At 40.0% G+C, this 13,841-nt stretch carries 13 protein-coding genes; all 13 read right to left on the reverse strand.

The genetic code is table 11. From position 1 onward, the window contains the following. Window positions 1-8: 8 nt before the first annotated feature. The 13 genes from rfbB to I2H52_RS05795 are packed head-to-tail and all read right to left on the reverse strand — an operon-like array spanning window position 9 to window position 13,834. Window positions 9-1,055 carry a dTDP-glucose 4,6-dehydratase gene (rfbB, locus tag I2H52_RS05735; protein ID WP_195594663.1) on the reverse strand — a complete coding sequence of 349 codons (1,047 nt, stop codon included), beginning with the start codon at window positions 1,053-1,055 and terminating at the stop codon, window positions 9-11. A gap of 18 nt (window positions 1,056-1,073) precedes the next feature. Next, window positions 1,074-1,667, reverse strand: a complete 594-nt coding sequence (locus I2H52_RS05740; RefSeq protein WP_195594666.1) for a dTDP-4-dehydrorhamnose 3,5-epimerase family protein — start codon at window positions 1,665-1,667, stop codon at window positions 1,074-1,076. Further along, window positions 1,668-2,537, reverse strand: coding sequence for a glucose-1-phosphate thymidylyltransferase RfbA (gene rfbA / locus I2H52_RS05745; RefSeq protein WP_049520851.1), 870 nt, complete (start codon window positions 2,535-2,537; stop codon window positions 1,668-1,670). It lies immediately after the preceding gene. A gap of 48 nt (window positions 2,538-2,585) precedes the next feature. Continuing rightward, complete coding sequence (locus I2H52_RS05750) at window positions 2,586-3,638, reverse strand: galactofuranosyltransferase (RefSeq protein WP_195594669.1); 1,053 nt, start codon at window positions 3,636-3,638, stop codon at window positions 2,586-2,588. A 27-nt stretch (window positions 3,639-3,665) separates the two neighbouring features. Then, window positions 3,666-4,769: a UDP-galactopyranose mutase gene (glf, locus tag I2H52_RS05755; RefSeq protein WP_195594672.1), complete on the reverse strand. Its 1,104-nt coding sequence runs from the start codon at window positions 4,767-4,769 to the stop codon at window positions 3,666-3,668. Between the two features lie 9 nt (window positions 4,770-4,778). Then, window positions 4,779-6,191: a flippase gene (locus I2H52_RS05760; RefSeq protein ID WP_049550236.1), complete on the reverse strand. Its 1,413-nt coding sequence runs from the start codon at window positions 6,189-6,191 to the stop codon at window positions 4,779-4,781. Further along, window positions 6,188-7,348: a hypothetical protein gene (locus tag I2H52_RS05765; RefSeq protein WP_049501002.1), complete on the reverse strand. Its 1,161-nt coding sequence runs from the start codon at window positions 7,346-7,348 to the stop codon at window positions 6,188-6,190. Before I2H52_RS05765 ends, I2H52_RS05760 begins: the two co-directional genes overlap by 4 nt. Before the next feature lie 38 nt (window positions 7,349-7,386). After that, the gene (locus tag I2H52_RS05770; protein ID WP_049501000.1) at window positions 7,387-8,352 is read right to left on the reverse strand and encodes a glycosyltransferase family 2 protein; all 966 of its coding nucleotides are present in this window, start codon (window positions 8,350-8,352) and stop codon (window positions 7,387-7,389) included. A 34-nt stretch (window positions 8,353-8,386) separates the two neighbouring features. Further along, window positions 8,387-9,385, reverse strand: a complete 999-nt coding sequence (locus I2H52_RS05775; protein WP_049500998.1) for a Stealth CR1 domain-containing protein — start codon at window positions 9,383-9,385, stop codon at window positions 8,387-8,389. Between the two features lie 2 nt (window positions 9,386-9,387). After that, on the reverse strand, window positions 9,388-10,545 hold the full coding sequence (locus I2H52_RS05780; RefSeq protein ID WP_049500996.1) for a glycosyltransferase family 4 protein: 1,158 nt from the start codon (window positions 10,543-10,545) through the stop codon (window positions 9,388-9,390). A 3-nt stretch (window positions 10,546-10,548) separates the two neighbouring features. Next, on the reverse strand, window positions 10,549-11,721 hold the full coding sequence (gene cps2T / locus I2H52_RS05785) for a beta 1-4 rhamnosyltransferase Cps2T (RefSeq protein ID WP_049550235.1): 1,173 nt from the start codon (window positions 11,719-11,721) through the stop codon (window positions 10,549-10,551). Between the two features lie 30 nt (window positions 11,722-11,751). Next, on the reverse strand, window positions 11,752-13,119 hold the full coding sequence (locus I2H52_RS05790; protein WP_049500992.1) for a sugar transferase: 1,368 nt from the start codon (window positions 13,117-13,119) through the stop codon (window positions 11,752-11,754). A 22-nt stretch (window positions 13,120-13,141) separates the two neighbouring features. Further along, window positions 13,142-13,834 carry a tyrosine-protein kinase gene (locus tag I2H52_RS05795; RefSeq protein ID WP_001142496.1) on the reverse strand — a complete coding sequence of 231 codons (693 nt, stop codon included), beginning with the start codon at window positions 13,832-13,834 and terminating at the stop codon, window positions 13,142-13,144. Window positions 13,835-13,841 lie beyond the last annotated feature (7 nt).

A 13,841-nucleotide genomic window follows, 5' to 3' on the forward strand; every position in this document is an offset into this window, starting at 1 on the left:
GTATCTGATTAGTTAATTACTTGTTGCGTCTTGGCATAGTTAGCCTCGACGGCTTCTTTTTCAGATTTCCACCAGTCTTGGTTGTCTGTGTACCACTTGATGGTCTCTTTGAGACCTGCTTCAAAGTTGGTAAACTCTGGCTTCCATCCCAGCTCATTGCGGAGCTTGCTGGCATCAATGGCATAGCGAAGATCATGGCCGGCACGGTCTGTCACATGGTCATAAGCATCAGCTGGTTGCCCCATTTCCTTGAGAATCAGCTCCAGCACTTCCTTATTGTTCTTTTCACCATCCGCACCAATCAAGTAAGTTTCGCCAATTTGACCTTTTGTCAAAATTGACCAAACCCCTGAAGAATGGTCATTGGTATGAATCCAGTCACGAACGTTTTTACCTTCACCGTAGAGTTTTGGCTTGATACCACTCAAGATATTGGTAATTTGGCGCGGAATGAACTTCTCGATATGCTGGTAAGGACCATAGTTGTTTGAACAATTGGAAATAGTCGCTTTAACACCAAATGAGCGCACCCAAGCTTTGACAATCAAGTCTGAAGCTGCCTTGGTTGATGAGTAAGGCGAGCTGGGATTGTACTTGGTTTCAGCCGTAAATTTCTCACCTGGACCTTCTCCATGACCTGGCAAATCTTCACGCAGAGGTAGGTCCCCATAGACTTCGTCAGTTGACACATGGTGGAAACGAAGGTCGTATTTACGAGCTGCTTCCAAAAGAGTGTAAGTCCCGATGAAGTTGGTATGGATAAATGGACTCGGATCATTGAGCGAGTTGTCATTGTGGCTTTCTGCCGCATAGTGAACGATGGCATCTGCTTGAGCAGCTAGCTTATCGACCAAGGCGATATCTGCAATATCTCCAACAACCAACTCAACACGATCACCTATAATTTCTTCAATATTGGCACGATTACCCGCATAAGTCAGCTTGTCCAGTACTGTCACATGAACATCTGGAAAGTTATTGTAAACATAGTGGACAAAGTTGGAACCGATAAAACCAGCTCCACCTGTCACGATAATTTTTTTGTATTCAGTCATTTTTATTCCTTAACTTTTTTACAAATCTTCTTTTCTTAGTGGTTTGACATCCTTAAGCAGTGGATGATGTTTATCTGCTTCTGAGACTTCTGCTTCTGCTAGGTTTTCCCACTGGATGCCCAAGGCTGAGTCTGCATAGTTGACAAAGGCATATTTAGGCTTGAGTTCAAGTGCCCAGTAGTCATTGACCAGATAGCTATAAGAAACTGTATCCGAGAGTACTTGGAAACCATTGGCTACGCCACGAGGGACAAAGATTCCCTTACTTGCATCAATCTCGGTCTGATAAACATTTCCAAAAGACTCACCTTCACGTAGGTCAACCCAAGAACCCAGAACTTTCCCATTGTCTGCTACTGAGATATACTTATCCCAAGGTTCGGCATGGAGGCCTCGAAGAACATTTTTACGAGAAAAGCTGACGTTGTTTTGCAGTTTCCCTTCAGCAAAGAAGCTTTCAGGAAAACCAAGCGGTAGCATCTTTTCTTTCTGAAAATTTTCCTTAAACCAGCCACGATTGTCTCCATGAACTGGAATGTCAAACTCTAACATACCTGGAATGGCATCAATCTTACGCACTGCAAGTGTTTTACCGAAAAAATTATCTGTCATCTAGATTTCTCCAATCAAACGGAGCAGGTATTGTCCGTATTCATTTTTCTTAAGAGGTTGCGCCAATTCCAGTACATCTTCACGACTGATATAACCCATACGATAGGCAATTTCTTCCAGATTTGCAACCTGGAGATTTTGCATTCGTTGAACCGTTTCGATATATTGGGAAGCCTCTAACAGACTCTCATGTGTCCCAGTATCCAACCAAGCAAAACCACGGCCCATCACCTCAACAGAAAGATCTCCACGTTTCAAGTAAGCATTGTTGACATCTGTGATTTCCAACTCACCACGTGCGCTTGGTTTGATCTGTTTGGCAATCTCCACAACATCATTATCATAGAAATAAAGACCGGTCACTGCATAGTTGGAGCGAGGATTCTCCGGTTTTTCTTCTATTGAAATAGCATTCATGTCTGTATCAAACTCGACCACACCAAAACGCTCTGGATCCTTCACTTGGTAGCCAAAAACAGTCGCACCCTTCTCTTTCTTGGCTGCCTTTTGAAGCATTTTGCTTAAACCAGGTCCATGATAGATATTATCGCCTAGAATCAAGGCAACACTATCGTCACCGATAAATTCTTCACCGATAAGAAAAGCCTGAGCGAGTCCATCGGGACTTGGCTGTTCCGCATAAGAAAGCTTGATTCCAAATTCGGAACCATCCAAGAGCAGGTCCTTAAAACGGGGCAAATCCTGTGGTGTAGAGATGATCAAAATGTCCTTGATTCCAGCCAACATCAGGGTTGACAAAGGATAGTAAATCATGGGTTTATCATAAACCGGCATCAGCTGTTTTGACGCTGCCCGAGTAAGTGGGTACAATCGGGTACCTGAACCACCTGCAAGAATAATACCTTTCATAATGAAGTAACCTTTCTAACGAACTGATTAATGAGTAGCTTCAAATTCTTACTTCAATTTAGAAATAGCCGATTTCAGATAATCACCATTTCGAAGCGCTACTCCTACTTGTCTAGCATTAGCTGACAGTTTCATGTAATCTCGATCTGTCAAATCGTCTAGTGCCTTTTGGAGGTCATGTAAAGAATCAACTGCTATCCCACACTGTTTGTCCAGTACAAAGTGGGCCAGAGCCGATTCCTTCCACACTACTAGTGGAAAACCTGACGCCAAATAAAGAGAAGCCTTGTGCGAGTTGTTAAAGCGTAGGTAATTTCCGTAAGAACCTTGGCAGGTTGCTGAGCTGTCTCCGTCCCATACCAAACCAAAACTACCTTCAAGAGCAGCTGGGAGGTCATCTGGCATAAAGGAACCAAAGTAGCTAGTGTTTTTCAATGCGCGACTTTCATCGTAGCCCACCCCATACAAGTTATAGGCGGGCTGGTCTGGCAAGTTATAAAGATAACCTGACTTTGCAGGGTTCAAATTTCCAGCTACGATAATAGGTTGGTCTTTTTGAGGAAGAGTTTGTACCTCAAAGTTAGGAATCAGATAGTCAAAAATCTCCAAACTAACCATTTTATCTGCTGGCACTCCTTGACCTACCAGAACTTTCTTCATGATATCGTTATGAACGATAATGCCATCCACTGACATCAAAGCTTTCTTTTCCTGGAAGTAATTGCGCATTTTATGACGAAATTTCACTTCCGAACCTGCTGCATGACGCAAGGTTTCAATATCATGGATCAAAAGATAGAATTTTGCTCCTCTTTTTTGCGCCTGCTTGATGAGTTGTGAGATGAAAAATGTATGGTGGATAATAGGGAACTGAATCACCAATTCATCTCCGGCTCCCAACTGATCAAACACAGACTTGGTCGCACGATATTTGTGTTGTTGAGCTTTAAAGAAATTCATCTTATACCAATTCTCAACCTTGAGCTCCAAGCCCTCATAACCCTCTGAGATTAGAATAGCTTCCACGTCATTTCGTGCCTTACTCCCTGCATTCTTTTCGTGTGCATTATGCAGAAATGAATCTTTCAGATAATATTTCACCTTTTCTCCCCTTTATCCGTGATGTTCTTAGATACTCCCTAGTTCTTCTTCTACCACATCCAATGCACGTTCAACAGTCACGTGCATATCATAGTATTTATAATCTGCCAAGCGCCCACAGAAAATAACGCGCCCATTTTTCTCAGCTTCTGCTAGATACTGCTCATAAATAGCATTGTTTTTGGCATCATTGATTGGATAGTAAGGTTCATCTCCTCTTTTCCAATCTGCTGGATATTCACGAGTAATAACGGTCTTGGCTTGAGTCCCAAACTCAAAATGTTTGTGTTCGATGATTCGCGTATAGGGAATATCACGTTCAGTATAGTTGACTACAGCATTTCCTTGATAATTTTCTTGATCCAAAATCTCATGCTCAAAACGGAGACTACGATACTCTAGTTCACCAAACTTGTAGTCAAAGAACTGATCAATCATCCCTGTGAAGACAATCTTAGTTGCTGAAGCCTCCAAGTTCTCCCGATCAGCAAAGAAATCTGTATTAAGCTCTACTTCGATTCCTTCCAACAACTTTTCGATGATGACATTGTAACCACCAATCGGAATTCCTTGGTAACGGTCATTGAAATAATTGTTATCATAGGTCAATCGAACAGGTAAACGCTTGATGATAAAGGGTGGTAGTTCAGTAGCAGAACGCCCCCATTGCTTTTCGGTGTAGCCCTTGATTAGCTTTTCATAGACATCCATACCAATCAACTTAATGGCTTGTTCCTCTAAGTTTTTAGGCTCAACATCTTGCATGTGTGTCGTCTGCTCAGCAATCTTGTCCTTAACTTCTTGGGGTGTCTTTGTCCCCCACAAAGCATAGAAAGTGTTCATATTGAAAGGCAGATTGTAAAGATGTCCTTGATAGTTGGCAATGGGAGAATTGATGTAATTGTTAAACTCCGCAAACTGATTGACATAATCCCAGACCTTTTTATTGGATGTATGGAAGATATGAGCCCCATACTTGTGGACATTGATTCCTTCAACAGATTGGCAATAGATATTCCCACCGATGTGGTCACGTTTGTCAATCACCTTCACCTTCTTGCCACGTTTGTTGGCTTCGTGGGCAAAGATTGCACCTGACAAGCCAGCACCGACAATCAAATAATCGTACATAAAATCTCCTTATTTCTTTAAAACACTTTTTAGTTCTTGAAAATCCAAGACACGTAAGACCAAAACCAAGCCACCGTAGACTAGGAAGCCAAGCAGAGAATAGATCAAGACATTCACAACAGACGAGAAGTGCATGAAAGCTTGTACAGAATACAAAGCGCCGTACATCAGTAGTGCTGCTAGAAGTATTTTTAGCATGGATGGTAGAATCTTGACCTCTTTTAGATACGAACGTGTAAAGTAGAGTTGGATCAGCCAGACCAAACCTTCAGTCGCAACAGATACAATTGAAGCTCCAATATAGCCCAGAGGCGGGATCAAGAGGAGATTCAAGCCCACACTAAAAACAGCTGGAATAGTTGTTGATAGCATAAATTCACGATTCTTATTGTGAGGAATCAAGATTTGAATTCCCATTATGTTAGTCCAGCCAATAAAGAACATTCTAAAGACCATGATGGCAATCGCATAGCGAGCATCTTGGAAGTCTTGCCCCAGGAAAAAATTGACAAAATCTTTGTTAACAATTAAAATCCCCGCAATCATCGGGAAGATAACCAAGTTATACACTAAGAAAGACATTTCATGTAACTTGTTAACCGCCTTTTGATTACCTGATGAGAGGAGATTGGAGACCCGAGGCAACATAACACTACCAAGCGACGTTACCAAAGTCAACAAAATATTCAATAATTTCAAGGCTTGATCATAGATCCCGACATCCTTGGTCGAAGACAAGGCACCCAACATGGTGCGATCTAGCGTGATGTAGAGTGAAATGGCAATCTGTGGCAGAAACAAGAGAATGACTGGTTTGATATGCTCTTTGGCATAGGCTATATCCAAATGCGGCTTGCGAATGTGCTCCCGAGCAGGAAGCCACATACTCAACTGACCTAGTAGATCATAGGCAACCAAGAGGATGATATACAAGTACAAGTCGGATGGTTTCTTAACAAATAGGAATATCGAAACAACACCTAGAAGTTTGACCATTGTGTTACGAGCTGTGATTTTTTTGAAATCTTCTAACCCTTGAAAAAGCCAAGAAATATCAAAACCACGAGACAGCAAACTAAAGCCAAGTATATAGGCAATTGGATTGTTCATCGACGGCACAAGTAAGCAGACAATGATATAAAGCGTAACTGCTAAACAGGTTGAAAGGACTTGTAAACTGTAAATACCCCAGAAGGTCTTTTCGACTTCCTTACGATGGCCGGAAATTTCCTTTGTCCCATAATTGGCTACTCCCAGCGTCGCCAGTAGGATAAAATAAGTCACGATAGAATTATAGTATCCGTATGACCCCAAATCATCCGAGGAGAAAACCCGAGTAATATAGGGTGTAGTAATGACTGGTAAAACGATTACTAACAGCTGATAAGAAAGATTATATAAATAATTTTTTAATACTTTCACAAGGAGTTCCTCGTTGTAGATTTCTTCGATTCAAATTCAATAACTGGCAAGGTTGCAAATAGAGTAAACATAAAAATATTATAAGACGGGCGAACCCAGAAGGCCTCAAACATACAGTTGACTGCTATTAAGGATAAGGCCGTCAATAGCAAATAATTCTTTTTGCGATAAAGAGACCAAGACCTAACTATGTATAACACGACCAATAAGAGAACTGGAATCATCCCATAGGTAAAGAGCATCTGAACGTAGGAAGAGTCTACATAGTCGTAGCTCAAAACGGATTCTGTACGCCCCCCATAACCGATAAATGATATGCCCCGAATCCCAAACCACTGCACTGCATATTTTTTTAGTGCCTCATGTCCTAGGTGTAATCTCATACTAAAAAAATTGTTTAGAGCCACATACATTGGATGAGACCAGGTAAATTTAGAAGAGAGATAAATCATTACTGAAGACGCTATACCAGCCGATAAAGGAAGTAAAGCAAAAAGCCGTCGCTGTTTATCATTTCGGAAATAAAAGTACAGAAAAATGAGCGCCATTACAGTAATAGAAGCGGCATTAAGCCTCGCATCGCAATATCGAATAATGAAATAAGCCAGACCAAATCCTAAGGCAGTCCGTAAAATAATGAATTTCTTTCTAAAGATATACGATATAGCTGTATATAGATAAAAACAGTGAGAAGCAAAATCAGTTGGATAAATAAAGCCAAATGAATTTCGAACAACGACTCCCGCAGATCGTGATTGGACAAATTGCAAGTTTGGAATAGCACCAATCACGGCCAAGAGCACTATCAATACAATAAAAAACAAGGCTACAACAGAGTATATTTTAAGTACACTTTCCATCTCAGCCTTGTAAAGAAAGACAAGCAGAAACATATACATCAATGCATTAAGGTTCCCAGTCTTATAGTAAACCATGCCCCCAGCAAAAAGAAGAATTGGTGCAAAGATGAGATAGCTTATAGAGTAGTGATGAATATAAGCAAATCGCATAGCAAGTAAAAGGACCGCAAAAAAAGGAACTAGATTAGGAATATTAGGTAAAACAGGAGCTAACATAGACGTATTGATCATATCTATGGAGACAACCACTATTAAAACTGCTGCAATTAGCAATTTATCACGTTCTAACTTTAACATTTTCTTTTTCCTTTTCTTCTTTCGTCCCTAACTCTTACTTAGGATTTTTTTAACTTTTTAAATTGATAATAGAGCCGCGGATACTTAGTAATTAAAACATAGAGGATCCTACGTTTCTTGCTAACTCTAGCATTCTTCAAGACAAGAGGCAAATAAGGCCTGGTTTCCTCCTGAAGTCTCTTGAATTCTACTGAATCCCCATCCTTAATCATCGTAAAGATAAGAAGACTTCCTGTAAAGAAGCGTGAAATGATAGCTTCTTGGAGTTCTGAACTCTCAGGATAGGTTGCATTCACAACCTCTTTTAAATGATCAATTGCTTCGTAAAACTCGTATTGTTTTGGAGTGAAAGCCGAGGCAGTAATGCTACCAGGTCTATGGTAATAATGGTAAATCGGAAGATGGTACAAGGCCACGGATTGGGCTTGGTTGAGATGCTCACTGATAACATAGAGGTCTTCGTAGATGCGCCCCTTGGGGAAGGGAGCTTTCTCAAGAAGTTCTTTCCGATAGAGTTTCCCACAAGCAGAGACCGTCACAAGGTCTCCATAAAGCATCTCAGTCAGAGCCTTTGCCTTGTCATAGACCTTAACTTGGTCTAAATCAAGCTGATCCAAGTGAAAATTTTGAAAACGATGATAGTGAGCTGTTGGCTCTACTTTGCCACTCACCATATCTGCTTGGGTACGACTTTGTAGCTCTGCTAGCAGTTCCAAGGCGCAGGGTTCCAGATAGTCGTCTGGATCTAGGAAAGTAATCCAGTCACCCTTGGCTTTTAAGACCCCATAGTTCCGAGCATCAGACAAGCCACCGTTGACCTTATGGTAGCTAGTCACCCAATCATATTGCTGGGCATACTGGTCACACAAGTGTCCTGAGCCATCACTCGAGCCGTCATCAATCAAGAGGACTTCCATATCCTTGTAAGTCTGATGTTCCAAACTCTCCATGGCATAATGAAGGTAGTTCTCCACATTGTAAACAGGCACAATTACCGAAATCATATTTTCTTTTCTTTCTCTTACTTAGTTTTACAGTTTAAATCTCAAATGAGCTTCTATCTGGAAGCAGTTGATCCATAGCCTTGATAAAGTCTGTCATCACCTGCTCCTCGTCTTGAATGTTAAATCCATCATTGATACACATAATTTGGTATTTGCCAGAATTTAGTATCTTCCAAAAATCTGGTCCGGCATTATCCAAAGAAAAGAGTCCCCCCAACTTAGGATTTCCGACAGCGTATTGACCACTGGCAATCTGCCAATACTTAAAGAGCCAAACATTGGTATCAGAAGGATTTCTAAAGCGACTAGCCGAGGTTCTTTCCAAGACAGCTTTTTCCTTTTCCCATACCAAGTTCATCGTTGATCTTAGTAGAGGATAGGGCAGATGACTCTCCCAGAAACCACAGATAAACTGACTATTTCTGTATAGTAGCGACTTAACGATACTTTTTAATCCCTGCTTTGGATCAAAGAATTGGCCATTCTTCAAAATTTCATTTCGACTGAAATAGCTAGTGACAATCTCCATGTCATTTATCTGAAAATTCCCCGTTCCATATCGCTCAGGAATAATCGGTGAAAGAGCCGTATTATATTTGGGTAAACCATCCTCTGAGAAAAAATCTGTCGGCTCGACTGGAGCTGTCAAATACATATCGTCATTAAAAAAAACAAAATGCTCAGAGAGTCCGGGGATCCGATGGATATTACTTTCGATAGGATTGGCAGAAAAAACTGGCAGGTAGTCATTGCAGATAATCTCTGTATGATCTACCAATACCAATTTATCACTGTTTAACTCTAACCAGCTTGGCTTTTGCTGGTCGGTCACGAGGTAGACCTTATTAACCCAAGGAGCAAATTTTTCAACTCCTCTAAACCAATATTTAAAGGTCCCCCATTCTCGGTAAGCCTTGACTGAATTCATACTCTGTTTAGAAGTATTAACCGATCCATCATAGCTTGATTTTTTTTCTTGCCACACAGGATCATTCCCATCAACCCAAGTAACAACAAAATCTATTTTATTCATAACTAATCTTTTCTATCTGTTTTATACAACTCCGAAAAGTTCTTGATGTAACTCTCCAAAGAAAACAGCTCTTTTTGTCTCTGATATCCTACTCGCCCAAATTTTTCTCTTTTTTCAGAACTATCTAGTAAGAGAGAAATGGCATTAGAAAGTTCTTGAGGACGATTTGGTTTGACTAAGCAACCACTTTTGTCATCTACTACCATTTCAGCTATTCCCCCATTGTTATAACCAACAACTGGTTTTGAACAAGCCATGGCTTCTAGGACCACTGTAGGTAGGGAATCAGGTTTTATACTTGGTAAGACAAAGATATCAAACATATTATAAAGTTCAGAAGTCTTATCGTAGTAATCAATACGATGAATTTGTGACACAACAGATGAAGAAGCTATTCTCTTATCTAGTTCTTCTAAGCGCCATTCTTCACCAGGAAAAACACCTCCAGCTAGGAAAGCCACCGCTTGCTCATTCTTTTCCAAAAGTGGCTCGACTGCTTCTATGAAATCATTTTGTCCTTTGATAGCATTGACCCGACCAATCATGCCAATCACAAGTGCATCTTGCGCAATGTCAAATTTTTCACGAATAGAAGACGCATCCATTGGATAATAGACAGTATTATCGACACCGTTATAAATCACTTCCACTTGGCTATCTTTGATAAAAGGAGACTGCTTGATATGATTAGCGACCGCTTGGGACACCGTCACAATCTTGTCTGCATATCGTCCCATGAGCATATTGATAAAGTCAGAAATAGCTTTGGGTTTGACGATAATCTCATGAACATGCCAAATCAAAGGCAGCTTGAGCTTGCGTTTCAAATAGATGCCCTCCAAAACAGCCGCTGTATTATTGTGAACCATATCTATACTGTGTTGTCGAGCATAGAGGGCGATTTGCTTAGCATAGAAATTATAAGAGCGAATATAGTCGGCAATGCCTTTAGGATTAAAGTATTTTCTACGTAAAATCGGATAATCCAACACACTGACCTGAGCCCCAACTTGACGCAAGGCCTCGACTAAAACACCATCATTTGGCAGGATGACATGAGCTTCAAATTCTTTGGAATCCAATCCTTTGATCAATTCCAATAAGACCTTATCTGCTCCATACATTTCTGCACCAGCATGCAAGTATAAAATCCGTTTCATTCCCTATCCTTTAAACACTTCTTCATAATCTGACACAATCTTTTCCCATGTGAAAGCTGAGAGGATTCTTTGGCTTGACTTGAAATCCAAGTCAGTTATTGCTGCCTGATCAAATCCTTCTACTTCCTCAATGACACGTGCCAACTCATCTTTTTTCCAATAAATGGCCCCATCTTCACCAACTTCACGGTTAAAGCCAACATCTAGCAACAAATTTAGTTTTGTGGATGCTAGGGCTTCCAGTAAAGAAGGGTTGGTTCCTCCAACCTCATGCCCATGGAAATAGGCAAAGGCGTTTTCACGAATGTACTTGAGTAACTCTTGGTCATAGACAGTACCGACAAATTTGACCCTAGGATCTTTGTCAAAACCAGTATCCCGTAACAACTGGTCGTAAAATTTATTCTGCTCCACATTTGTGATGAGAACAAAGTCCTTTTTGGACTTGGACTTGATAAATTCACGAATCATGGCTTCGTAGTTATTTTCAGGAACAAATCGTCCCACTACTAGATAATAGCCATTTTCGCTAACTCCTTTTTCCTGATACCAATCCCGAACTTTGGTATCTTCTGCTTTCAGGATTGAAGGAGCTGTATCTGTCCCATAGGCAATATAGGTGGTCTTTGGTTGATATTGCTTATAATCCTCTTGGATATATTGTTCAATATTTTTACTGTCACAGACCAATAAATCTGCATGTTTGACCATGAGCTGCTCTGAAAATTTCCAATACTTACGAACTGGTAAACTCCACTTTGCTCGCAACCATTCATGACCATCAGGATTTACCAGCAATTGGCCTCCGATGGCACGAATTTTTTTCTTAAGCCCAGAAATAAAAGGACCGATGCGACAAGCTAGAATGTAAAAAATGGGAGCCTCGTCCTTGTTTTCCTTAGCCAATTCAATAGCCTTGTTGACCGCTGCGATATCGTAAGCGATGGCGCGGGCAGGTCCGATATTGGGTACATCGATGTTGAAGCAAATGGCTCCATTGTGCTCAAACTGATCTTCCGTAATACCAGACTTGGCTGAATTTTCACGCATACAAGCAACATAGTATTGTATGTTGCTGTCTTTTTGATATTCGGTTAATTTTTCAACAAAGGTTTCAAATCCTCCATACTTAGCAGGAATCCCCTTTGAACCAATGATATAAACTGACTGTTTCATTTCTCTCCTAACAGGACTGAAGGGCAGAAATTACTTCGCCCCTTCCCTCATAAAGACCACTTTAACGGTCTTTAACAATATTTCAATATCTTTCCAGATTGTCCAGTCATCAATGTAAGCTACATCTAATTTGACAACTTCATCGAAATTTTTGATTTCACTTCGTCCACTAACCTGCCATAAACCAGTAATCCCGGGCTTAAAACTGAGACGACGTTTCTGTTCTGGCGTATACTTTTCATACTCATCAATAGTTGGAGGACGAGTCCCTACTAAACTCATATCCCCAATTAGTACATTCCAAAACTGCGGCAACTCATCCAAACTTGTCTTACGAATGAAGCGTCCAATTGTTGTGACACGTGGGTCATTGTCCATTTTGAACATCCCCCCCTGCATCGTATTCTGATTCATCAGCTGTTGTTTAATCTCTTCCGCATCTACACGCATAGAACGAAACTTATAAAAAGTAAAGCGACGACCATTTTTTCCAATACGCGTTTGAGAAAAAATGGCCGGCCCACCATCTCTTCGAATCAGTGGTACCAATACTAAACTAACTACAGCAAACAGAACAAGTCCAACAATAGCTCCGCAAATATCTACAATTCGTTTTGCAACTACATGACTAGGCTTGTAAAATTTTGTTGAAAAGGTTACAACATTCAAACCTGCCATTTCACGAATTTTTTTATCACTACCCAAATAGTCGTTAAAAGCATTTAGGTTGACTGTCACATCTATTCCCATTGTTTCAAAAAGAGAGATATAATCTTCAATATTATACTCCTCACTAGGTAGATTGATAAAAACTTCATCAACAACTTCATGAGTTGCAAAATTTAAAACATCTTCAACTGGTACTACTTTTAAGTGCTCATGTTGAAAATTAGGCTGATCTAAGACACTAACAGCTTCTAATTCCCATAAAAAATCACTCGATTCTAACAGTTTGTCTATTACCTTCTCTACTCTAGACGTAGCCGTAATCAAGAAAACTTTTTTTCTCCCTTTAAAATTTGGTAATAGACGTTTCCAATAGCGTTTAATACATAGATTCAATAGATATAGTAACACGGAATGCATTGTTAAAAAGTAGATCATTCCTCGTCTTGAAATACTAAAGCGTTCCTTCAAGAAAAAATTAGAAATACTTATTGCCAATGCAAAGAAAATAATATACTTCGCTATTCTGATAAACTCAGCCAAGTACCCTCTTTTGAAAAAATCTTGTCCATAATCACTAATATAAAAGACAAAATAATGGAGAATGTATAGGATAACCATTGAAGTGTATACAATCTCTGTTTCTTTAACAAAACTGAGTAAATAAGCTAAAATAATGACAAGAAAACTCTGGAATACTGCCAAAGAAATCTTCAATCCCTTTTCTTCCATAATATCTTCCCTAGGCTATTTATTATTTTTTGCCATAATTCCCATAGTTTCCATATGCTCCATAGGAGCCATATTTTTCGACTGAAGTATTAAATTTATTTAGAACTACTCCTAGAAATGGTTTACTTGTTTGTTCGAGTTGTTCTTTAGCTTTTTGGACATCGCGACGATTTGTTTCACCAGCCGCAGTCACCAAAACAGAAGCATCACATTTCTGTGTAATGATTGCAGCATCAATAACAACTCCTATCGGTGCGGTATCAACAATGATATAATCAAAGTATTTATGCAGAGTATCAATCATAGTTGCAAAATTTTCACTTTGTAGCAAAGCTGTAGGGTTTGGGGATACAGAACCTGCCTGGATAACAAATAAATTTTCAACATTTGTTTCGCATAAACCTTGTGATAAGTCTGTTGTCCCTGATAAATATTCTGTTAACCCTGTAATCTTTTCACGTGATTTAAAAACACCCGACATGACAGAATTACGGATATCCGCATCGATTAACAGTGTCTTATATCCCGCACGCGCGAAAGCCCAAGCAATATTAGTAGAAGTTGTTGATTTTCCTTCCCCAGGCTTTACAGATGTAATTGCAATTACTTTTAAATTATTCCCACTCAGTTGAATATTGGTGCGAAGCGCATTGTAGTACTCTTCAGCTTTTCTTGCCTGATCCAATTTTTTGTGTGCAATTTCTAACGTTGGCATTTCTCTC

Source organism: Streptococcus oralis (assembly GCF_015561235.1).
GTDB lineage: Bacteria > Bacillota > Bacilli > Lactobacillales > Streptococcaceae > Streptococcus > Streptococcus oralis_BK.